Raw genomic sequence first — 21,719 nt, 5'->3', positions numbered from 1 at the left:
CCAGCGCGGCACGGTCATCTCATACCATTTTGCGTTGCATTAGCCTGCGCTACTCCCCTCCAACGCCGCCCCACGCGCCTCCATCGTCCGGCGCGCAATATTGAGCTGGTGGATCTGCGTCGTGCCTTCATACAGCCGGAACAGTCGCACATCGCGATAGAAGCGCTCGGCCACGGTGCGTGCCATATAGCCGCTGCCGCCGAACACCTGCACCGCGCGGTCGGCGACGCGGCCGGCCATTTCGGAGGCGAACAGCTTGCACATCGACGCCTCCATGGTCACGTCCTCGCCGGCGTCGCGCTTGCGCGCGGTGTCGAGCACCAGTGCGCGCGCGGCGTGCAGTTCCGTATTGCTGTCGGCAATCATCTGCTGCACCAGTTGGTAATCCCCGATCGGCTTGCCGAACTGCCGGCGCTGCGCCGCGTAGCGGACCATCTCGTCGACCAGCCGGATGGCGGGCCCCACGCACAGGCCGGCCAGGTTGATGCGCTGCTTGTTCAGCGCCTTCATCGCCGTCTTGAAGCCGACATTGGGTTTTCCGCCGACGATGGCGCTGGCCGGTACGCGGCAGTCCTTCAGGTAGACATCGCCCACGGGCGAGCCGTGCTGTCCCATCTTGCGTTCCGGTTCGCTGGTGGAAAGGCCCGGGGTGCCGCGTTCGATCAGGAAGGCGCTGATGCCGTGGGCGCCCGGCGTATCGGGATCGGTGCGGGCGAACACGGTGAACAGGTCGGCGATCGGCGCATTGGTGATGAAGCACTTGGCACCATTCAGCACGTAGTGGTCGCCGTCCTGGCGTGCCGTGGTTTGCAGCGACGTCGCATCGGAGCCGGCTTCCGGTTCGGTCAGCGCAAAGCAGCCCGTCACCTTGCCGGAGGCCAGTTGCGGCAGGTAGCGCTGCCGCTGCGCTTCGGTGCCGTCGGCCACCAGCGATTCCGAGGCGATGCCGGTATTGCCGCCGAAGCGGGCACGGAACACGGTGGCGGCCTGCGAGACTTCGATGTTCACCAGCGCCAGTTCTTCGGTGGTCAGCCCTGCGCCGCCGTACGCTTCGGGGATGCTGTGGCCGAACAGGCCGAGGCGGCGCATCTGCTCGACCACGGGCTCGGGGATGACATCGGTGCGGTCGATCTCCGCCTCGAGCGGGATGCAGGTGTCCAGCACGAAGCGGCGGATATCGGCAAGCAGCGCTTGCTGGCGGGCGGAGTCGCGGATCATGGAATGGTTTCCGGTTGATTGGATGAGCGGGAGCCTGGGCGTGTGGGCCTGATGAGCGGCTACTGTGCCGTGATGCCGGCGGTCTTCAGCACGCCGGTCCACTTCTTGGTTTCGGTGTCCAGGAAGCGGTCGAATGTGGTGCTGGATTGCGGTGCCACGTCCATGCCGAGCTCGGCCAGGTGGCGTGCCGTGGCGGCGTCCGATGTGGCCTGCGCGGTGGCGTCCGCCAGTTTGCGCACCACGGCGTCCGGCGTGCCCTGCGGCGCGACCAGTCCGAACCACGCGCCCATTTCATAGCCGGGCAGGCGTGCGGCCTCGGCCACCGTTGGCACGTCCGGCAGCGCCTGCGAGCGCTTTGCCGAGGTCACCGCCAGCGCGCGCAGCTTGCCGCTTTGCACCTGCTGGCGGGCAATGGCGGCGGTCAGCGCCATCATCGAGACGCGCGCGCCCAGCAGGTCGCTCATGGCTTCAGGCTGGCCCTTGTAGGGCACGTGGGTGAGCTTCACGTGCGTCATCTGCGCCAGCAGTTCCGCCGAGAGATGGTTCGATGTGCCGACGCCCGCGCTGGCGTAGGTCAGCGTGCCGGGCTGGCTGCGCGCCGCGTCGAGCAGTTGCGGCAGCGTGCGCAGCGGCGACGAGGCCGGCACCACGATCACGTTGGGCACCGCGCCGATGCCCGCCACGGCGCGGAAGTCCTTGCTGCCGCTCTTGCCCTGGATCGACGGGTTGAGCAGCGGCCCGACCACATAGCTGGGGCTGACCGCCAGCAGCGTATAGCCATCGGCGGGCGACCTGGCGACGAAGTCCGTGCCGATGGCGCCGCCGGCACCGGTCTTGTTCTCGACGATGACGGGCTGCTTCAGCACCTTCGCCATATTCTCCGCGGTGATGCGGGTGACGGAGTCGACCACGCCGCCGGCGGAAAACGGCACGATGATCCGTATCGGGCGGTCCGGGAAGCGCGCCGCATTGTCAGGGGCGGCCAGCGCTGGCACCGGCATCAGCGCGGCGCAGACCAGCATGCCGGCAGCGAGCCGGCGCAACGGTTGGATGGCATCCATCTTGTCTCCTTGGGTTGCCAGCGCCAGGGAGCTCCCGGGCGCGAGGTCGGTCTCATGCGGGCCTCTGGCGGGCCGCTTGTCATTGCCCTGCCGGCGACATCGCCGACAGGTGCGCTGCTGCGCGGTATCGGCTACCGCGCGCAGCTCAGTTCGATCTGCCGCACCGCCTCGCGCAGCCTTGGCGCCACCTCGCGCTCCAGCATGTTGTCGCGGTTGCGCGACGCGGCGATGGTGCAGTTCAGCGCGAACGCGTCTTCGTGCAGCGACTGGCGCAACGGGGCCGCGATCGCGTGGATCTCGGGCCGCCACTCGCCGCGGCTCAGGCAGTAGCCGTGCGCGCGGAAGTGCTTCTGGTCGTCCGCCCACATCTGGCGCTCAACGTTGAAGCGCTCCGGATCGTCCACGCGCAGCCGGTTCAGCAGCGCCGTGCGCTCGTCGGCGCTGCAGGCCAGCAACACCGCGCGGCCGATCGCGCTGACCAGCAGCGGGCGGGTGCTGCCGATGTCCGGCTGGTAGAGGTTGCCGGGATCCAGCCGGCAACTGTCCACGTACACCACCGACAGGCGCTCGCGCATGCCCAGGTTCACGGTGCAGCCGGTTTCGCGCGCAATCGCCTCCATATACGGCCGTACCACCTGGCGGATCGCCAGCCCGGCCAGCATCGGGTAGGCCAGTGCCAGCACGCCGGCGCCCAGCCGGTACTTCTGGTTGCCGGGCACGCGGCTCAGGAAGCCGAGCAGCCCCAGCGTGTAGGTCAGCCGCGACACCGTGGCCTTGGGCAGTCCGGTGCGCGCCACGATGTCCTGGTTGCCCAGCACCGGGCTGGATGGCGTAAAGGCGCGCAGCACCTCCAGCCCGCGCGCAAGATTGGTGGCGAACTGGCGGTCGGTGGCCAGCGCATCTTCGCTGGCCAGGCCTGGCAGGGGCAGGGGTTCCGGGTTGCGATCCATGCTGTGCGGTGGTTGCTTGGGTTCCATGCTGGGATCCGGGAATGGGGGCGTCAATGTTGTAGCACGACCGTTCCGCACAGCGAAACCGTACTTGCATCCGGGCGGGCCGCCTGCCACTTTGCTGAAGACGCCAATGCCGCCGGAGGCCCGCCATGCAAGACAAAACCGCACATCCTGTATCGCCAGACGCACACTGCACCGGTCCGCTGGGCGGACTGCGCATCCTCGACATGGCCACCGTGGTGGCGGCGCCGTTCTCCGCCACGCTGTGTGCCGACATGGGCGCGGACGTGGTCAAGCTGGAGTTGCCCGACGGCAGCGATCCCCTGCGCGGACTGGAGCCCGTCACCGAGGACCACGCCTTGTACTGGAAGGTGACCAACCGCGGCAAGCGCGGCATCTCGCTCGACGTGCGCACCCCGTGCGGCCGCGAGATCTTCCTGCGGTTGCTGCCCCAGTTCGATGTGCTGGTCGAGAATTTCCGCACCGGCACGCTGGCGCGCTGGGGGCTGGATCTGGAGACCCTGCATGCGGCCAATCCGAAGCTGATCGTGCTGCGCCTGACCGGCTTCGGCCAGACCGGGCCCGATGCGGCGCGGCCGGGTTTTGCCCGCATCTTCGAAGCCAAAAGCGGTTTTACCAACCTGGCGGGCACGGCGCAAAGCGGGCCGATGCATATGAACTACCCGGTCGGCGACATGATTGCCGGCCTGTTCGGCGCGTTTGCGATTGCCACTGCCGTAGCCGAGCAACGCGCCAGGCCCGGGCAGCCGGGCCGCGAAATCGACCTGGCCGCCACCGAGGCGCTGTTCCGCCTGCTGGACCCGCTGGCCATCGAGTATGAACAACTGGGACATGTGCGCCAGCGCTCCGGCAACCGCACCACCTACGCGGCGCCGTCCAATATGTACCGCACCGCGGACGACGTCTGGGTAACGGTAGTCGCCTCGTCAGACGCCACCTTCCGCCGGCTGGCCGAGGCCATGGGCGCGCCGCAACTGGCGCAGGCGCCGGAGTACGCCACCAACGCCGGGCGCGTGCGCAATATCGAGGCACTGGACGGCAGCATTGCCGAGTGGTTTGCCGCGCAGCCCTATGCCGCGGTGGCGGCACGGCTGGAACAGTGCCAGGTGCCGTTCAGCAAGGTGTTCAGCATCGCCGATATCGTCGACGATCCGCAGATGGCCGCGCGACAGGCCATCGTCCGGCTGCCCGATCCGGACCTGGGCTCGGTGCCGGCGCCATGCGTGGTGCCGCGCTTCTCGGGCTATGCGCCGCCGTCACCGCGCACCGGGCCGGATGTGGGCGAACACAATGCCGAGGTTTATGGGGGGCTTGGGATCGGCGATGAAGAGCTGGCACGCTTGCGGGCAGCCGGCGTGGTCTGACGCACCGGGACTCTCACTCCCCCGTCATCAGCGCCGAGAAATCCCCCGCGATCTGCCGCAGCAGCCGTGCCGCCGGCGGCGACAACACCCGGCCCTGGCGCGACACGGTCTGGATTTCCCCCTGGTAAAGCAGGGGGTTTTTCATCGGCAGCGACATCACGCGCGCCTCGTTCAGCTGGTTCCACAAGGCGAGGCGCGTGCACAGGACATAGCCAAGCCCAGCCGCCGCGAAGTGCCCCAGCGCGTTGAATGACGAGGTGGTCAGCAGCGACTGCAGGCGCACGCCCTCGCTGATCTCGGCGGCTTCGATGTGCTGGCGCACGCCGAAAGTCCGGTGCAGCGTGGCGCCGGGGTAGGGCAGCAGGTCCTGCAGGTCCAGCGGCCGGCCCAGTTGCGCCAGCGGGTGCGAGGCCAGCACCTGGGTCTGGATCGGCATCGGATGGGCGTGGTGGCAGCGCAGCCGCGCGTCCTTGGGCGGCTGGAACACTAGCCCGATATGGGCCCTGCCATCGACAATGCGCTGCACGATCTCGTCGGTGCTGCCGACCGACAAGTCCACCGTGATGCCCGGGTGCGCCAGCATGATGGTGCGCAGGCTATGCCGCATCAGCCATTCCACGAAGCCTTCGCCCGCGACGATGTCGATACCCTGCCGCTGGCCTTGCTGCTGGGGATCAAGCGCGAGGCCGTCGGCGCGACCTTCTCCGTGGGGCGCGAGGGCAATATCGTCATCATCGGCGAGAAGTACGGCATGGCCTCGCCGGAAGGCCGCGGCGTGCTGGCCGAGTACATCACCGGCACCGTGCTGGGCGCGCTCTTTATCGCGGTGTTGTCGGGCTTTGTCAGCAGCCTGGGCATCTTCGATCCGCGTTCGCTGGCCATGGGTGCCGGCGTGGGCTCGGGCAGCCTGATGGCGGCGGCCGTCCGCGCCATCGTCGTGCAGCACCCGGGGCAGGCTTCCGAGATCATGGCCATTGCCGCGGCGTCGAACCTGCTGACCTCGGTGGCGGGCTTCTTCTTCACGCTGTTCCTGTCGCTGCCGCTGTGCTCGTGGCTGTATGGCAAGCTGGAGCCGGTGCTGGGCCGCTTCTCGCGCCGTGACGCCATGCGCGAGGTGCAGGACGTCAAGCTCGATGGCGCGCTGGCGCATGGCACCTCGGCAAGGGATGCCGCCCTCGGCTGGTTCCTGGTCGGCGCCGGTGTGGTGATCGGCAACAAGCTGTCGTACCACGTGCCGCTGTGGGAATCGCTCAAGGGCATCCTGGTGGCCATCGCCATCGTGGCGGCGTGCGACCTGCTCAAGCGCGTGTTCTCGCGCGTGCCGCTGCTGCTGACGATGTCGGTGGTGGTCACGCTGATCGGCGTGCCGGGGATGCTGCCGTTCTCCGATGCCGTCATCGCCATGACGGAAAAACTCAACTTCATGACCTTTACCACGCCGGTGCTGGCACTGGCGGGCTTGTCGGTGGCCAAGGACCTGCCGGTGTTCCGGCTGCTCGGCTGGCGCATCGTGGTGGTGTCGCTGACGGCCACCGCCGGCACCTTCCTCGGCGCCACGCTGATTGCCGAGTTCTTCCACTGAATCTCACCAGCACCAGAGACCTGACATGTACCGCGACCCTGATATTGCCGACGACATCCGCCAGAACATGCTTGCCTGGCGCCGCGACATCCACGCCGTTCCGGAAACCGCTTTCGAAGAGCACCGCACCGCCGGCATCGTGGCGCAGGCGCTCGGTTTGATGGATATCGAAGTGCAGCGGGGGCTGGCGACGACGGGCGTGGTCGGCACGCTACGCAATGGCGACGGCCCCAGCATTGCGCTGCGGGCAGACCTGGATGCGCTGAATATGCAGGAGCTGGGAAAGCCGGCCCATGCATCCACCTGTGTGGGGAAGATGCACGCGTGCGGCCACGACGGCCATACCGCCATGCTGCTGGGCGCGGCAGCGCACCTGTCGCGTAACCGCGCTGCCTTCCGCGGCACGGTGCATTTCGTGTTCCAGCCCGCCGAGGAGAATGAAGGCGGCGGCCGCGTGATGGTGGAAGAGGGCCTGTTCGACCAGTTCCCGGCCGATGCCGTCTATGGCATGCACAACTTCCCCCAGCTGCCGCGCGGCAAGTTCGCCATCCGCGCCGGCACCATGACCGCGTTCCTGGACAACTTCGAGATCGTCATCACCGGCAAGGGTGCGCATGGCGCCCAGCCGCACCACGGCATCGATTCGGTCGTCGTCTCCGCGCACCTGATCACCGCGCTAGAGACCATTGCCAGCCGCCGCACCGATCCTACCGACTCGGTCGTGGTCAGCATCACCCAGATCCACGGTGGCGATACCTGCAACGTGCTGCCTGAGTCGGTGGTGCTGCGCGGCACTATCCGCACGCTGAATCCCGCCGTGCGCGACCGCACGCAGACGGAGATGCGGCAGATCTGCGAAGGCGTGGGCGCCACCCACGGCGCGCGGATCGTGATCGACTACCGCCCCGGCTACCCCGGCGTGGTCAACACCCCCGCAGAGACCGACGCCGCCATTGCCGCCGCCGCGCAACTGGTGGGCGCCGACAATGTGAAGACCGATATCAGGCCGGCCATGGGCTCGGAAGACTTCGCCTTCATGCTGGAAAGGCGCCCCGGCGCTTATATCGGCATCGGCGCCGGCGAAAGCGCGGATGATCCGCCGCTGCACAATCCCTACTACGACTTCAACGACAAGATCCTGCCGCTGGGCGCGGCGTACTGGGTGGCGCTGGTCGCGCAGCAATTGCCGGCCAAATGACTCGCGCCCGTCAGGGCAGGCGGGCCGCTTGCGCGAACACGTTCAGGAACCCGTGTGCGGGCTGCGCGCTGGTGTGCGCTTCGATGGCGGCGGTCAGCACCGGCGCCGGCAGCCATGGGTAGGGCAGCGCCGCCTGCAGGGCCGTCAGCGTAACCGCGCCGGGATCGGCGCTCGTGTCCATCCGTTCGATATGGATATGCAGGCTGGCGATACCGTACGTGCCGTCATCGCCGGCGGCAAAGCCCCAGCGGTAGAAGCCCTTGCCGACGCGCAAGGCGCTGGCCGCCGTTTCCCGCATCACCACCAGCCAGGGGACCGTCATGGCGTTGCCGTCCAGCGCGGCGGCAACGTCGCCGATGTAGTAGGTCCGGCAGCGGTCGAACGTCTTGGCAAACTCGCTGACAAGTGTCGCGGCAATGGCGTCCGCGCCTTCTGCCTTTGGCGGGAAGCTGATGTTGTCAGTATCGATCGAGAAGGTCAGCGACGCATCCGCGGCAAAAGCTTCGTGGATCAGCGCCGGGCGGTTGTTGTCCTTGGCCTCGATGTATTGGGCCAGACGTGTTTTGGCAGTGACGAGCGGGATTGTGTTCATGCTGGACTTAAGGGTATGGTTTGAAAGGCGGGGGGCGCCGAGGTGTGGCAGCGAGTTTGATAGAATTTGGCACAAAGCTTGCATCAAAAGCTAAGTGGACATTCCGCCGATGGCAACGACTCCTGCAAACAAGAACCTGACCGTTACGCATCCGGCCTGCCTGGTCGACGGCTCGGACCGTGAGTTCCGGCACCTGGTGAATGGCCTGCTGCCGTTTGCTGCGCGCCTGCTGTCCGTGCGCGACGGCTTTGGCAGCCTGATCGGCCTGACCGGGGTCCAGTACTCGCTGATCCGTTCGATCCTGCACCTGTCGCAGCAAGGCGAGGTGACGGTCAACCAGCTCGCCGACCACCTGCACCTGAGCGGCCCGTTCATCACCATCGAGACCGGCAAGCTCAAGAAGCTGGGCCTGATCGACAAGAAGGCCCATCCCGACGACAAGCGCAAGATGCTGCTCACCGTTACCGCAGCCGGGACCCGTCTGCTCAATGAACTGCTGCCAGTGCAGCAGCAGATCAACGATGTATTGTTCGACGGCGTTTCCCGCACCGAATTCAAGGTGCTGTGCTCGGTGGTTGACCGGCTGGTCGCCAACGGCGACCGCGCCGCGCTGGATCTCGAGCACCTACAGGCGCGCCGTCAGAAGGGCTAGCGCCGCGCCGGCATCAGTGCGCGGCCCACTGCACCGTGCCGACATCGATGCCCTCCTGGTGCATCTCCCATAGCGGGCTCAGCTCGCGCAGGCGGATCACCGTGTCGCTGACCTGGCGGATGACTTCGTCCACTTCCGCGTCGGTGGTGTAGCGCCCCAGCGTAAAGCGGATCGAGCTATGCGCCAGCTCGTCGCTGCGGCCCAGCGCCCGCAGCACGAACGAGGGCTCCAGCGAGGCCGAGGTGCAGGCCGAACCCGACGACACCGCCACGTCCTTGATGCCCATGATCAGGGACTCGCCTTCGACATAGTTGAAGCTGATGTTCAGGTTGTGCGGGATACGGTGCGCCAGGCTGCCGTTCACGTAGACCTCGTCCAGCCGCGACAGCCCCGCCAGCAGCCGGTCGCGCAACGCGCCCACGCGGCGCGCTTCCTCCGCCAGTTCCAGCTTTGCCAGCCTGAACGCTTCGCCCATGCCCACGATCTGGTGCGTCGGCAGGGTGCCTGAACGCATGCCGCGCTCATGCCCGCCGCCGTGGATCTGCGCCTCGATGCGGATGCGCGGCTTGCGCCGCACGTAGAGCGCGCCGATGCCCTTGGGGCCATAGACCTTGTGCGCCGTCACGGTGAGCAGGTCGATCTTCAGCGCTTCCAGGTCGATGGCGATCTTGCCGGCGGCCTGCACCGCATCGCAGTGGAACACCACCCCCGCCGCGCGGCAGATCTCGCCGATCTGCGCCACCGGCTGGATCACGCCGATCTCGTTGTTGACCATCATCACCGACACCAGGATGGTGTCCGGCCGCATGGCCGCGCGCAGCGCGTCAAGGTCGACCAGGCCATCGGTGCCGACGTCGAGATAGGTCACCTCGAAGCCCTGCCGCTCCAGCTCGCGGCAGGTATCGAGCACGGCCTTGTGCTCGGTCTTGACGGTGATGATGTGGCTGCCCTTGCCGCGATAGAAATGCGCCGCGCCCTTGATCGCCAGGTTGTTGCCTTCGGTGGCGCCTGAGGTCCAGATGATCTCGCGCGGATCCGCATTCAGCAGCGCCGCCACATGCGCGCGCGCGGCCTCGACGGCGTCTTCCGCCTGCCAGCCGTAGTAGTGGCTGCGCGATGCGGGGTTGCCGAACTGCTGGTGCAGGAAGGGAACCATCTTCTCGACGACCCGGGTGTCGACCGGTGTCGTCGCGCTGTAGTCCATGTAGATCGGAAGGGTCTTCGGCTCGGATTGCATAGCGCTCATTCCTGGAGGCGGATGTGGGGACGACCGTGGGCAAAGCGTACCCGCTGGTCAAGGAAAGTGGGCCCGAGTCTAGCACCGGGAGGCGGCGGTTCGCGGCGGCGCCATGCTGCCGGTAGGGTTGCTTGACGCGCGCACAACTTCAATTCCGGCTGCCGGGAGCTACCTGTCCGATAACCGGAAGCCCTTGTCCAGAAAGGGTTTCCGGGTTTCGTCGAGCTGCCACGAGGTCTCTTCATCTCCTCATTCTAGGGTTTCCACTAACTTGAATGGCGTTGTTTTCTAGCATTCAATAAAAGCTAAGTTACAAAGATAAATAAACAACGTAATGAGTTTGACGAGAACACTTGCGTAGGAGTCGTGATGGCTGAGTCATCTGTTGGTCGGGGCGTCAACGTGGACGCCGGAATGGACGCAGAAGCGCAACGCCGCTTCAGGAATGCGTTGGCGATGTTTGCAACAGGCGTCGCCGTGATTACCGCGCCGCGCGAAGAAGGATCGCCGGTCGGCATCACGGTGGCGTCGTTCAACGCGGTGTCGCTGGACCCGCCGCTGGTGCTGTTCTCGGTGGACCGCCGCTGCCTGAGCCTGGGCGACCTGCGCACCGCGCGGCGCTATGCGGTCAACGTGCTGGCCGAGGCGCAGCAGGATATCTCGAACCGCTTCGCCAGGGCCAATTCCGGCAAGTGGGAAGGCATCGATTTCGGCAAGCGCGAAGGGGACAGCCATGTGCTGCTGCCGGATGCGCTGGCCACCTTTGAGTGCGAACCCTATGCCCAGCACGACGGCGGCGACCACGTGATCTTTATCGGGCGGGTGCTCCGTCATCAGGCGCGCCAGGACGGCCGGCCCCTCATCTTCTTTGGCGGCAAGTACCGGGCACTGGAAGACAGCCCGGCCGCCGCTTGAATCCGCAAGAACAGATAGTCACAGGAGAACGACATGATCAAGACCGGTAACCAGCACATCGCCATGCTGCGCGATGGCCGCGAGGTGTACCTGGACGGCAAGCGGGTGACGGATGTCACCAGCCATCCGGCCTTCCGCAACTCGATTCGCAGCTACGCCAACCTTTATGACTTCCAGGCGCAGCCCGGCAATATCGACAAGATGACCTTCCAGCCGGCGGGCACCGATCGGCGCGTGAGCCGCATCTGGGAACTGCCGACCAGCTACAACGAGCTGGTCGAGCGCCGCCAGATGCTGGAAGCCTGGACCGAGCTGCACTACGGCTTCATGGGCCGCTCGCCCGACCACGTGGCTTCCTGCATCTCGGGCATGTACATGGGCATCGATGTCTTTGAGCAGGCCGATCCGGCACGCGCCGGCGCGCTGCGCGACTATTACCGCTATGCCCGCGACAACGACCTGTTTCTCACCTATGTGATCGTCAACCCACAGGCCAACCAGTCCAAGTCCGCGCACGAGCAGGAAGACAAGTACCTGGCGGTGGGCATCGTCGACCAGGACGCGGAAGGCATCACGGTGCGCGGCGCCAAGATGCTGGCCACCAGCGGCATCATGGCCAACGAGGTCTTTTGCAGCTGCATCCAGCCGCTGCGCGAGGGCGACGAGATGTATGCGCTGTCCTTCGCGGTGCCGATGAACACCAAGGGCCTGAAGGTGATGTCGCGCAAGTCGTACGAAGCCAATGCCACCTCGGTGTTCGACAACCCGCTGGCGAGCCGCTTCGACGAGAACGACGCGGTGCTCTACTTCGACGACGTCAAGGTGCCGTGGGAGCGGATCTTCGTCGCGGGCGACGTTGGCCTGTGCGCAAAGCAGTTCCACGCCACGCCGGCGCACGTCTACCAGAACTACCAGTGCCAGGTGCGGCTGATGGTGAAACTGCGCTTCCTGGTGGGCCTGGCGCACCGCATCACCGAGATCAACGGCACCAACAGCTTCCCGCAGGTCAGGGAAATGCTGGGCCAGCTGGCCGCCGAGGCGGGCATGGTCGAGGCCTGGGTCTACGGCATGGAGGCCAAGGGCCAGGTCGGCAAGCATGGCTACTTCGTGCCGGACCGCAGCATCCTGTACGGCTCGCAGGTGGTGACCCAACAGCTCTACGGCAAGGTGCTGGCCACGCTGCGCGAGCTGGCCGGCGGCGGCATGATCATGCTGCCGTCGAGCATCGAGGATTTCGCCAATCCGTCGCTCGCCGGAATCATCGCCAAGACGCAGAAGTCGCCGGTGTGCAGCCCGGAGGAGCGCGTCAAGTTCTTCAAGCTTGCCTGGGACGCGGTTGGCTCCGAGTTTGCATCGCGCCACAACCAGTACGAGATGTTCTACGCCGGCGCCACCTTCGTCACCAAGGGGCATGCCTACCGCACCTACGACTGGCAGAACGCATCCGGGCTGGTCGACAACATGCTCGGCAGCTATTCCCTCGAAAGCGAACTGGCCAAGCTGCCGCAGGCCGCCTGAGTTCCCGCACCTTTCCCAATTCCCGCATCGAACCCGGAGATCGACATGGCAATAACCAAACTTCACGACGAGTTCCACACCCTGGACCTGGAGTCCGGCTGGGAGGTCCCCCACGGCTATCCGTCGGGCATCCAGCAGAAGATCCTGTCCGGCTCGCTGGACGAGGGCGGCCGCAGCGGCAGCCGTACCCGCCTGCTGCGCTTCCAGCCCGGCGTGTTCACCACCTCGCCTTTCGTGCATGAGTACTGGGAAGAGGTCTATCTGCTCAGCGGCGACCTGACCGTGGGCAACGACGCCAATGGCAAGGGCGGCGAAGCGTTCGTTCCCAACACCTACGCCTGCCGCCCGCCCGGCGCCTTCCACGGCCCGTTCAAGTCCAACGGCGGCTGCATGCTGCTGGAGATCCACTACTACGATCCGGCCTGATCATGGAAGCGACCATCGCAACCGCACAGCGCCAGCTTGCCGCGGGCAGCGCCAACGCGCAGTCCTTGCTGGCGTCCTGCGTCGAACGTATCTGCAACCCCGGCGGCGAGGGCGCGCGCGTCTTTCCGCACGGCGTCAGCATGGCCGCGCGCAAGCAGGGCGTGGCCGGCCCGCTCGCGGGCGTGCCGGTGTCCGTCAAGGACTTGTTCGACGTGCAGGGCGACGTGACCCGCGCCGGCGCCCGGGTGCTGCCCGAGCGTGCCGCCAGTGCCGACGCACCGGCCATCGCACGCTTGCGTGCGGCGGGGGCGGTGTTTGTCGGACGCACCAATATGACCGAGTTCGCCTACTCGGGCGTCGGCATCAATCCGCACTACGGTACGCCGCGCAATCCCTACGACCGGCAGGCGGGCCGCATTCCGGGCGGGTCGTCGTCGGGGGCAGCGGTGTCGGTCACCGACGGCATGGCCCTGGCCGCGATCGGGTCGGACACCGGCGGCTCGTGCCGGATCCCGGCGGCGTTGTGCGGCATCGTGGGCTTCAAGCCCACGGCGCGCCGCGTGCCGCTGCAGGGCACGGTGCCGCTGTCGCCCAGCTATGACTCGGTGGGCTGCCTGGCCAATACCGCGGCGTGCTGCGCCGCCATCGATGCCGTGATGGCGGGCGAGGCGCCGCCCACGGGGCCGGCGCCGCTGGCCGGGCTGCGCCTGGCGGTGCCGACCGGCCTGGTGCTGGAAGGCATGTCGGATGAGGTGGCCGAGGTCTTCAGCCGCACGCTGCGCCGACTGTCGGCGGCGGGTGCGCTGCTGCAGGACGTGAGCTTCGACAGCTGGGACCAGCTGGCCGGCATCGGCGCCAACGGCGGGCTGGTTGCCGCGGAAGCCAGTGCCTGGCACGGCAGCCTGCTGGCTGAGCAGGCCGATCGCTATGACCCGCGCGTGCTGTCGCGCATCCGGCTGGCAGACGGCCAGCGCGCCGCCGACTACCTGCGCATGCTGCAGCGCCGGGGCGAACTGTGCCGGCAGGCCGACGCCGAGCTGGCGGGCTTCGATGCCGTGGTCCTGCCCACCGTGCCGGTCGTGGCGCCGCGCATCGCGGACCTGGACGACGACGAAGCCTTCTTCAGCACCAACCGGTTGCTGCTGCGCAACCCGGCCATCGCCAACATGCTCGACCTGTGCGCGCTGTCGGTCCCGTGTCATCGCCTGGGCGACGCACCAGTGGGACTGATGCTGTTCGGGCGCCACCTGTCCGACCGCAGGCTGCTGGCCATCGGCATGGGCATCGAGGCGGCATTGCGGCACGAACGGGGCTGAGCCCCGGCAGCCGTAGCGAAGTACCCCAAAACTACAGAGGAGACATCAATGCCTGATATCCGTACCGGCGCCGCCGTACTGGCCTGCGCCACCCTGTTCGCGGCGACTGCTGCCGCGGCCGACCCGGCCCCCATCAGCGACGGCGTGGTCAAGATCGGTGTCCTGACCGATATGTCGTCGATCTTTTCCGATATCGGCGGCAAGGGCTCGGTGGTGGCCGCGCAGATGGCTGTGGACGACTTTGGCGGCAAGGTGCTGGGCGCCCCGATCCAGGTGATCAGCGCCGACCACCAGAACAAGACCGATGTCGCCGCCACGCTGGCGCGCGGCTGGTTCGACAACCAGAAGGTCGACGTGATCCAGGACGCGCTGCCGTCCTCGGTTGCGCTGGCGGTGTCCAACCTGGGCAAGCTCAAGCACAAGATCGTCATCGCCAGCGGTGCCGGCACCACGCGCCTGAGCAATGAAGACTGCTCGCCCTACACCATCCAGTACTCGTACGACACGTATGCCTTTGCCGCCAACACGGTCAAGGCGCTGGCCCGGCGCGGCGACAACAGCTGGTACTTCCTGACTGTCGACTACGCCCTGGGCGCCTCGCTGGAGAAGGACGGCACCGAGGCGCTGTCCAGTGTCGGCGGCACCCTGAAGGGCAAGGCGAAGCATCCGATCAACTCCGCCGACCTCTCGTCCTACCTGCTGCAGGGGCAGGCCTCGGGCGCGAAGGTGATCGGGCTGGCCAACGCAGGCGCCGACACGGTCAATGCGATCAAGACCGCCGCGGACTTCGGCATCAACACAGCGGGCAAGCAGAAGCTGGCCGGGCTGCACATGTTCATCAGCGACATCCGCAGTCTGGGGCTGCAAGCCGCGCAGGGCATGACGCTGACGACATCGTTCTACTGGGACCGCGACGACGCCACGCGCGCGTGGTCGCAACGCTTCTTCGAGAAGACCGGCCGCATGCCGACCCTGGTCCATGCCGGCGTGTATTCGTCGACCACGCATTACCTGAAAGCGATCCAGGCCGCGCGCACCGACGACAGCGATGCCGTGCTGGCCCGCATGCGCGAGACGCCGGTCAACGATTTCTTCGCCAAAAACGGCACGATTCGCGCCGACGGCCTGATGGTGCACGACATGTACCTCGTCGAAGTGAAGCGGCCGCAGGAGTCCAAGCGCCCCTGGGACTACTACAAGATCAAGGCCGTGATCCCTGCGAGCGAAGCGTTTCGCCCGCTCAACGCAAGCACTTGTCCGCTGGTCAGGAAGTAAGCCCGTATCCCTCACCGAGGCCGGCATTCCAGCCGGCGCTCCCCCCATTGCAGAGAGCACACGATCATGAAGACCCTTACCTTTGAACTCGACACCCGCCAGGGCAAGTCGCAACGCACCGTCACCATCCACCAGCTCATCGTGGCGGGCTGGACCGGCCGCGACGTTGAAGGCATGGAAGCCCACATCCGGGAACTGGAAGAACTGGGCGTGAAGCGCCCGCCCTATACCCCCGTGTTCTATCGCGTCGCTGCGCAACGCCTGGGCCCGGCACCGGAAATCCAGGTCAGCGGCGAGGCCAGCAGCGGCGAAGCCGAGTTCCTGCTGGTCAGGGACGGCGATGAGATCCTGGTGGGCATTGCCTCGGACCATACCGACCGCGAAGCCGAGACCTACGGCATCACCGTGTCCAAGCAGATGTGCGAGAAGCCCTGCGCGCCTGCCCTGTGGCGCCTGTCCGAGGTGCAGGGCCACTGGGACCGGCTGGTGCTGCGCTCCTACGCCACCATCGACGGCGAGCGCGTGTTGTACCAGGAGGGCCCGGTGACTGCCATGCGCTCCCCGGAGGACCTGCTGGAGCGCTTCAGCGGTCATGGCGGCGATTTTGGCGAAGGCTCGGCCATGCTGTGCGGCACGCTGCCCGCCATCGGCGGCATCCGCCCGGCGGAGCGTTTCGAGATCGAGCTGGAAGACCCGGTGCTGGGGCGCACGCTGCGCCACGCCTACGCGGTTGCGGCGCTGCCCGTCGCGGGCTGAGCATGCCGCGCCATCCCTACTGCCACGGCAGCGCCACGGAGTCACGGCCATGCACCACGACCTGATACTAGAGACCCGCAACCTCGGCAAGTCCTTCCGCGGCTTTACCGCGGTGAGCGACGTCAACCTGCGGGTGCGCCGCGGGTCGATCCATGCCTTGATCGGCCCCAACGGTGCCGGCAAGACGACCTGCTTCAACCTGCTCACCAAGTTCCTGGAGCCGACTACCGGCACCATCCTTTTCAACGGCATCGACATCACCCGCGACAAGCCCGCGCAGATCGCGCGGCGCGGCGTGATCCGCTCCTTCCAGATCTCAGCGGTGTTTCCGCACATGACGGTGATGGAGAACGTGCGCATCGGGCTGCAGCGGCAACTGGGTACGGCGTACCAGTTCTGGCGCAGCGAGCGCTCGCTCGATGTGCTCAACGACCGCGCCATGGAACTGCTCGAACAGGTCGGCCTGACCGAGTTCGCGGACACGCAGACAGTGAACCTGCCGTACGGCCGCAAGCGCGCGCTGGAGATCGCCACCACGCTGGCGATGGAGCCCGAACTGATGCTGCTCGATGAACCCACCCAGGGCATGGGCCACGAGGACGTGGACCGCGTCACGCAGCTGATCAAGAAGGTCTCGCTGGGCCGCACCATCCTGATGGTGGAGCACAACATGAGCGTGGTCTCGTCGATCGCCGACAAGATCACGGTGCTGCAGCGTGGCGCGATCCTGGCCGAAGGCCCGTATGCGGAAGTGTCGAAGGACCCGCGCGTGATGGAAGCCTACATGGGCACCGTCGACGCGGAACTGCAGGGCGCGCACTGAGCCGGGAGACCAATGAGATGACGACATCGAACACACCCGCGCTCGAGATCAGGGACCTGCACGCCTGGTACGGCGAATCGCACATCCTGCACGGCGTGGACCTGACCGTAAACCGCGGCGAAGTGGTCACGCTGCTGGGCCGCAACGGCGCCGGACGCACCACCACGCTGCGCGCGATCATGGGCCTGACCGGCGCGCGCAAGGGCTCGATCAAGGTCAACGGCCAGGAGACCATCAGCCTGCCCACGCACAAGATCGCGCACTACGGCATCGGCTACTGCCCCGAAGAGCGCGCCATCTTCTCCAGCCTCTCATGCGAAGAGAACCTGATGCTGCCGCCGGTGCTCAAGGGCGCCGACACCAGCAAGGGCATGAGCGAGGCCGATATCTACGAGATGTTCCCGAACCTGAAGGAGCGCCGCCAGAGCCAGGGCACGCGCCTGTCGGGCGGCGAGCAGCAGATGCTGGCGGTCGGGCGCATCCTGCGCACCGGCGCCAACCTGCTGCTGCTCGATGAAATCTCGGAAGGACTGGCACCGGTGATCGTGCAGGCGCTTGCGCGCATGATCCTGATGCTCAAGCAGAAGGGGTACACGGTGGTGATGGTGGAGCAGAACTTCCGCTTCGCCGCGCCGCTGGCGGACCGCTTCTACGTGATGGAGCACGGCAGCATCGTCGAGCGCTTCGCGGCCAATGAGCTGCAGGCCAAGATGCCGGTGCTGCATGAATTGCTGGGCGTATGAGGAGCACCCATGACCCTGTTTGAAATCCCGTTCCCGGCGCTGCTGTCGCAGTTGCTGCTGGGGCTAGTCAACGGCGCCTTCTATGCCATGCTGAGTCTGGGCCTGGCGGTCATCTTCGGGCTGCTGAACGTCATCAACTTTGCGCATGGCGCGCTCTTCATGCTGGGTGCGGTGCTGGCGTGGGCCGGCATGACCTATGCGGGGCTCAGCTACTGGGCGATGCTGCTGCTGTCGCCGCTGGCGGTGGCCGCGCTGGGCGTGGGGATCGAGAAGACCATGCTGCGCTGGATCTACAAGCTCGACCACATCTACGGCCTGCTGCTGACGCTGGGCATCACGCTGGTGATCGAAGGCATCTTCCGCTCGGTCTATGGCGTGTCCGGGCTGCCTTATTCCCCGCCTGAGGCGCTGCAGGGCGCCTCCGACCTTGGCTTCATGCGCTTGCCCAATTACCGCGTGTGGGTGGTCGGGGCATCGCTGGCCGTCTGCCTGTCGACCTGGTACGTGATCGAGAAAACCAAGCTGGGCGCCTACCTGCGCGCCGGCACCGAGAACCCCAAGATGGTCGAGGCCTTTGGCGTCAACGTGCCGCTGATGGTGACGCTGACCTACGGCTTCGGCGTGGCGCTGGCCGCGTTCGCCGGCGTGCTGGCAGCACCGGTGATGCAGGTATCGCCGCTGATGGGGCAGAACCTGATCATCATCGTGTTCGCGGTAGTGGTGATCGGCGGCATGGGCTCGATCATGGGTGCGATCCTGACCGGCCTCGGGCTGGGCGTGATCGAAGGGCTGACCAAGGTGTTGTACCCGGAAGCATCTTCCACCGTTGTCTTCGTCATCATGGTGGTGGTGCTGTTGTTGCGCCCGGCAGGGCTGTTCGGAAAGGAGAAGTGATGAGCGGACAATCTATCGCCGCAATCGGCGTGCGGCAGCAGCAGGTGGCGGGGCGCTTGCCCAGGCAGGTTTTGTACGGCGTGGTGCTGGCGTGCCTGCTGGCCGCGCCGCTGGCCGGTGCGTATCCGGTGTTCGTGCTCAAGGTGCTGTGCTTCGCGCTGTTCGCGTGCGCCTTCAACCTGCTGATCGGCTATACCGGGCTGCTCTCGTTCGGCCATGCGGCCTTCTTCGGCGGTGCTGGCTACGCGGCCGGGCATGCAATGAGGGTCTGGGGCGTGACGCCCGAGATCGGCCTGATCCTGGGCACCGGCATGGGCGCGCTGATCGGCTACGTGGTCGGCTCGCTGGCGATCCGCCGCCAGGGCATCTACTTCTCGATGATCACGCTGGCGCTGGCGCAGATGCTGTTCTTTATCTGCCTGCAGGCGCCGTTCACCGGTGGCGAGGACGGCCTGCAGGGCATCCCGCGCGGCAAGCTGTTCGGCGTGCTGCCGCTGTCGGACGACCTGACGCTGTACTACGTGGCGCTGGTGATCATCGTGGCCGCCTTTGCGCTGATCGTGCGCACGGTGCATTCGCCGTTCGGCCAGATCCTGAAGGCGATCAAGGAGAACGAGCCGCGCGCGGTGTCGCTGGGCTATGACGTCGACCGCTTCAAGCTGACCGCCTTCGTGCTGTCGGCGGCGCTGTCGGGGCTGGCCGGTTCGGTCAAGGCGCTGGTGCTGGGCTTCGAGACGCTCAGTGATGTGCACTGGTCGATGTCCGGCATGGTCATCCTGATGACGCTGCTGGGCGGGCTCGGCACGCTCACCGGGCCGATCGTCGGCGCGTTTGTTGTGATCGCGCTGGAGAACAAGCTTGGCGAACTGGGCAGTTACCTGGCGGCGGTGACGGGCATCGACTGGTTCAACGGGCTCGGGGAATCGGTGTCGATGGTGACCGGCATCATTTTCATCGTGTGCGTGCTGGCGTTCCGCAGGGGGATTGTGGGCAGTCTGGGGCGACGCCCCGGGTGAGGCGAAAACCGCCCATGGGGTTTCCCCCCTCTCGCGCTTGCGGGAGGGGCCGGGGAGAGAGGCATCCCTCACTCAACGTGGCCTACAAGACGGTCTGGAAGCCCGTACGCGGCTCGCGCAGGTGATCGGGGAACTGGTGGTGCGGGCGCAGGCCGAGAGTGTGGCTACCGCACTGAGCGCCCCACAACCAGGAGACCGGTAGCGGTCGCCCCGTGACAATAGGCTTCAGGCCGCCGGGCCGGCATGCAAGACTCTTGAAGAATCATTCCCAAATTTAGGCAATGTCTGATTGATCCCCACCGCCGATTTCGGCTCAATGGCATTTTGCAAAAAAGCCATATCCAACCGAGGATCAATGATGAGGCACGAAAACCAAGAAGATCTACGTGGCAGCATTCGAGGGGGCGAAGACTGTCAACGGCGGTGAAGTCGTGAAGGGTTCCGGCAATCAAAGCTACGATGGCCGTCCGATCGTCCGGGTTGGCGACGTGGCGACCTACCCGGATGGCAGTACGGCGGTGATTATGGCGGGCGCAGGCAAGGCGTGCGAGTCAGAAGGCGTGCCGGTGGCCCTCATCGGCAGCCCCCTGAGCAATGGGGACACCATTGTGTCCAGCCCCGTGACGGCGCTGGAATTCCACGAATCGGCAGACGAGCCTATCCTTGTCCTGTTCGATCCCGCCTACCTAAGAGGCCGTCATGCCGGATATTCGCTACGCACTCCGGAACGGAGACAAGACAAGCGCGGGCGGCATACTCATCGCCACGGGCCGCAGCATATTCCATCATGACCTGATAGTCGGTGTCGAAGGCGACCATGCAACGTGCCCCGCCTGCAAGGTGGGCGGGCCGGTGATGAATGACTGTTATCCGGCCGTCGATGTAGATGGCAAACAGATATTGGTGACTGGTGCGCGAGTCAATTGCAAGTGCCCGACTCACCCGGCCGTCATCCACTCGCGGACGGATTTCATTGTTGAGGTGAACCGGGGAGGCCGCAATGCGCCGTCGCCGCCATCGTCCGTGTCTTTGGCCTCTTCGAACCTGACCTCGCCCGCGACGGGTGACTACGACGAGCAAGTCCGAGTCCGAGCGGGAAATACACCCTTGGAAGGCTACCCCTACTTCATCGAGACGCCAGACGGGCGGGCATTCTCTGGATGCATAGACCAAAGCGGCAAGTTACCCCGTATATATACAGAGAACCTCAACGAATACGAAATTTATTGGGGCGATGATGCTCTAGCAAAACAGGCAGAGGTATGAGGTATGCCCAATAAGAAAACGGTCGTAACAACAAACGCGAAGCCGAATTCCATTAAGGAAGCGCGGCTTAAGACGGTAACGTTTCATGAGCTCTGGAGCAACTATCCGTTGGGTAATCCATATGACAATCCGGCCTATTCTGATCAGTGCGCGATCCGTATGAGTGAGGGGCGAACCGGAATAATAATGTTCGATGGATATTGGACTCGTGCCGGAGAGACGGCAGGGAATGCTAGTGGAGGTCATATCGATTTATGGAACGGAGAAAAGCTTACGGGCTTTGGTACTGGCCTGAGAGTAAGTTTGAATATTGTGGTTCCGGGTATTTGGTCAGATCTTCGCAACTCGAAAACAATTCTTTTCTTCCCCGTAAAATGAAGATACTGAGAGCAGTCATCGGCGTTATTACTGGTGCTGTCCTGGCTACGCTTGCTGCTTGGGGCGGGTTATATCTCTTCGGCGTTGTAGTTTTGCGCGGGAAAGGAAGTTTATTCGACACGAATCATCATGCAGCGGATCTGTTCTTTGTTGGCTGGTTCGTGTCTATGGTCGCAGCCTCATTAATTGGTGGATGGCTTGGATATTCATCCGGGCGAAGATAGGGCACACATCCACTATTTTTTCAAGCCTATACATGCGCCGCCCATGCTTCCATCATGGCGCGGCGCTGTTCGAGCACGGTGATGGGCCGCCTCTGCCTTGTTCGCCACGATATGGCCTGGCGCCTGCTTGAACGCAACAGTGGTCCATAAGCCCCGATCTGCCCCACCCCTTTTACTCAGCAGTCGGAAATATAGGCGACAGATGGAGCGTCGAAGAATGAACGGACAAGACGCGGCTTATTCTGGACGTCGGCGAGTTGCTCCTCGATCCGCTCGCGTAGCCTCTCGCCC

The 21,719-nt window shown here is 65.6% G+C and carries 23 protein-coding genes and 1 pseudogene; 17 read left to right on the top strand and 7 right to left on the bottom strand.

The window, feature by feature from the left end:
• Positions 1-39: 39 nt before the first annotated feature.
• The 3 genes from DN412_RS21045 to DN412_RS21035 form a co-directional block, all read right to left on the bottom strand.
• Complete coding sequence (locus DN412_RS21045) at positions 40-1,218, bottom strand: acyl-CoA dehydrogenase family protein (RefSeq protein ID WP_115213352.1); 1,179 nt, start codon at positions 1,216-1,218, stop codon at positions 40-42.
• A gap of 59 nt (positions 1,219-1,277) precedes the next feature.
• On the bottom strand, positions 1,278-2,279 hold the full coding sequence (locus DN412_RS21040) for a Bug family tripartite tricarboxylate transporter substrate binding protein (RefSeq protein ID WP_115213351.1): 1,002 nt from the start codon (positions 2,277-2,279) through the stop codon (positions 1,278-1,280).
• A 131-nt stretch (positions 2,280-2,410) separates the two neighbouring features.
• Complete coding sequence (locus DN412_RS21035) at positions 2,411-3,256, bottom strand: IclR family transcriptional regulator (protein WP_425267434.1); 846 nt, start codon at positions 3,254-3,256, stop codon at positions 2,411-2,413.
• A gap of 125 nt (positions 3,257-3,381) precedes the next feature.
• Here DN412_RS21035 and DN412_RS21030 point away from each other — a divergent pair, with 125 nt between their 5' ends.
• A complete protein-coding gene (locus DN412_RS21030) occupies positions 3,382-4,617 on the top strand; it encodes a CaiB/BaiF CoA transferase family protein (protein WP_115213349.1) in 1,236 nt (411 codons plus the stop codon).
• Positions 4,618-4,630: 13 nt separating this feature from the next.
• Here the strand turns inward: DN412_RS21030 and DN412_RS21025 are convergent, their stop codons facing one another.
• Positions 4,631-5,224, bottom strand: coding sequence for a LysR substrate-binding domain-containing protein (locus DN412_RS21025; RefSeq protein ID WP_244222723.1), 594 nt, complete (start codon positions 5,222-5,224; stop codon positions 4,631-4,633).
• Between DN412_RS21025 and DN412_RS21020 the strand changes: the two genes are divergently transcribed.
• Both DN412_RS21020 and DN412_RS21015 read left to right on the top strand, forming a co-directional pair.
• A complete protein-coding gene (locus DN412_RS21020) occupies positions 5,216-6,199 on the top strand; it encodes a DUF3100 domain-containing protein (RefSeq protein ID WP_244222722.1) in 984 nt (327 codons plus the stop codon). The genes DN412_RS21025 and DN412_RS21020 overlap by 9 nt on opposite strands.
• 25 nt (positions 6,200-6,224) lie before the next feature.
• Positions 6,225-7,397, top strand: a complete 1,173-nt coding sequence (locus DN412_RS21015) for a M20 aminoacylase family protein (RefSeq protein ID WP_115213348.1) — start codon at positions 6,225-6,227, stop codon at positions 7,395-7,397.
• Between the two features lie 10 nt (positions 7,398-7,407).
• On the opposite strand, the gene DN412_RS21010 is transcribed toward DN412_RS21015, so the two are convergent.
• Entirely contained in the window at positions 7,408-7,989 is a 582-nt protein-coding gene (locus tag DN412_RS21010; RefSeq protein WP_115213347.1) for a nuclear transport factor 2 family protein, read from the bottom strand.
• 109 nt (positions 7,990-8,098) lie between these two features.
• Here DN412_RS21010 and DN412_RS21005 point away from each other — a divergent pair, with 109 nt between their 5' ends.
• A complete protein-coding gene (locus tag DN412_RS21005; RefSeq protein ID WP_078199349.1) occupies positions 8,099-8,641 on the top strand; it encodes a MarR family winged helix-turn-helix transcriptional regulator in 543 nt (180 codons plus the stop codon).
• A gap of 13 nt (positions 8,642-8,654) precedes the next feature.
• On the opposite strand, the gene DN412_RS21000 is transcribed toward DN412_RS21005, so the two are convergent.
• Positions 8,655-9,878 carry an IscS subfamily cysteine desulfurase gene (locus DN412_RS21000; RefSeq protein WP_115213346.1) on the bottom strand — a complete coding sequence of 408 codons (1,224 nt, stop codon included), beginning with the start codon at positions 9,876-9,878 and terminating at the stop codon, positions 8,655-8,657.
• A 369-nt stretch (positions 9,879-10,247) separates the two neighbouring features.
• Here DN412_RS21000 and DN412_RS20995 point away from each other — a divergent pair, with 369 nt between their 5' ends.
• From DN412_RS20995 to DN412_RS20935, 13 genes are all read left to right on the top strand, one after another.
• Positions 10,248-10,793: a flavin reductase family protein gene (locus tag DN412_RS20995; RefSeq protein WP_115213345.1), complete on the top strand. Its 546-nt coding sequence runs from the start codon at positions 10,248-10,250 to the stop codon at positions 10,791-10,793.
• A 33-nt stretch (positions 10,794-10,826) separates the two neighbouring features.
• Positions 10,827-12,311, top strand: a complete 1,485-nt coding sequence (locus DN412_RS20990) for a 4-hydroxyphenylacetate 3-hydroxylase family protein (RefSeq protein ID WP_115213344.1) — start codon at positions 10,827-10,829, stop codon at positions 12,309-12,311.
• A gap of 45 nt (positions 12,312-12,356) precedes the next feature.
• Positions 12,357-12,737: a cupin domain-containing protein gene (locus DN412_RS20985; RefSeq protein WP_115213343.1), complete on the top strand. Its 381-nt coding sequence runs from the start codon at positions 12,357-12,359 to the stop codon at positions 12,735-12,737.
• 2 nt (positions 12,738-12,739) lie between these two features.
• A complete protein-coding gene (locus DN412_RS20980) occupies positions 12,740-14,053 on the top strand; it encodes an amidase (protein ID WP_115213342.1) in 1,314 nt (437 codons plus the stop codon).
• Between the two features lie 48 nt (positions 14,054-14,101).
• The gene (locus tag DN412_RS20975) at positions 14,102-15,328 is read left to right on the top strand and encodes an ABC transporter substrate-binding protein (RefSeq protein ID WP_115213341.1); all 1,227 of its coding nucleotides are present in this window, start codon (positions 14,102-14,104) and stop codon (positions 15,326-15,328) included.
• A 66-nt stretch (positions 15,329-15,394) separates the two neighbouring features.
• Positions 15,395-16,084: a DUF2848 domain-containing protein gene (locus tag DN412_RS20970; protein WP_115213340.1), complete on the top strand. Its 690-nt coding sequence runs from the start codon at positions 15,395-15,397 to the stop codon at positions 16,082-16,084.
• A 49-nt stretch (positions 16,085-16,133) separates the two neighbouring features.
• Positions 16,134-16,907 carry an ABC transporter ATP-binding protein gene (locus DN412_RS20965; RefSeq protein ID WP_115213339.1) on the top strand — a complete coding sequence of 258 codons (774 nt, stop codon included), beginning with the start codon at positions 16,134-16,136 and terminating at the stop codon, positions 16,905-16,907.
• Positions 16,908-16,924: 17 nt separating this feature from the next.
• Complete coding sequence (locus DN412_RS20960) at positions 16,925-17,650, top strand: ABC transporter ATP-binding protein (RefSeq protein WP_115213338.1); 726 nt, start codon at positions 16,925-16,927, stop codon at positions 17,648-17,650.
• Between the two features lie 9 nt (positions 17,651-17,659).
• Positions 17,660-18,544 carry a branched-chain amino acid ABC transporter permease gene (locus DN412_RS20955; RefSeq protein ID WP_115213337.1) on the top strand — a complete coding sequence of 295 codons (885 nt, stop codon included), beginning with the start codon at positions 17,660-17,662 and terminating at the stop codon, positions 18,542-18,544.
• A complete protein-coding gene (locus DN412_RS20950; protein WP_115213336.1) occupies positions 18,544-19,560 on the top strand; it encodes a branched-chain amino acid ABC transporter permease in 1,017 nt (338 codons plus the stop codon). The genes DN412_RS20955 and DN412_RS20950 overlap by 1 nt, the downstream gene beginning before the upstream one ends.
• Positions 19,561-19,946: 386 nt before the next feature.
• Entirely contained in the window at positions 19,947-20,351 is a 405-nt protein-coding gene (locus DN412_RS20945) for a PAAR domain-containing protein (protein ID WP_244222721.1), read from the top strand.
• Positions 20,260-20,826, top strand: coding sequence for a PAAR domain-containing protein (locus tag DN412_RS45875; protein WP_115213335.1), 567 nt, complete (start codon positions 20,260-20,262; stop codon positions 20,824-20,826). Before DN412_RS20945 ends, DN412_RS45875 begins: the two co-directional genes overlap by 92 nt.
• Positions 20,827-20,829: 3 nt before the next feature.
• Positions 20,830-21,204 carry a T6SS effector amidase Tae4 family protein gene (locus DN412_RS20935; protein ID WP_115213334.1) on the top strand — a complete coding sequence of 125 codons (375 nt, stop codon included), beginning with the start codon at positions 20,830-20,832 and terminating at the stop codon, positions 21,202-21,204.
• Between the two features lie 400 nt (positions 21,205-21,604).
• On the opposite strand, the pseudogene DN412_RS44065 reads toward DN412_RS20935, so the two are convergent.
• Positions 21,605-21,719, bottom strand: a pseudogene (locus DN412_RS44065) (IS630 family transposase); the annotation flags it as partial.

The sequence above is a fragment of the Cupriavidus lacunae genome (assembly GCF_003353055.1).
Taxonomy (GTDB): Bacteria; Pseudomonadota; Gammaproteobacteria; order Burkholderiales; family Burkholderiaceae; genus Cupriavidus; species Cupriavidus lacunae.
The sequence above is the reverse complement of the archived record's forward strand: the minus strand, read 5'-3'. Positions and strand labels throughout refer to the sequence as shown.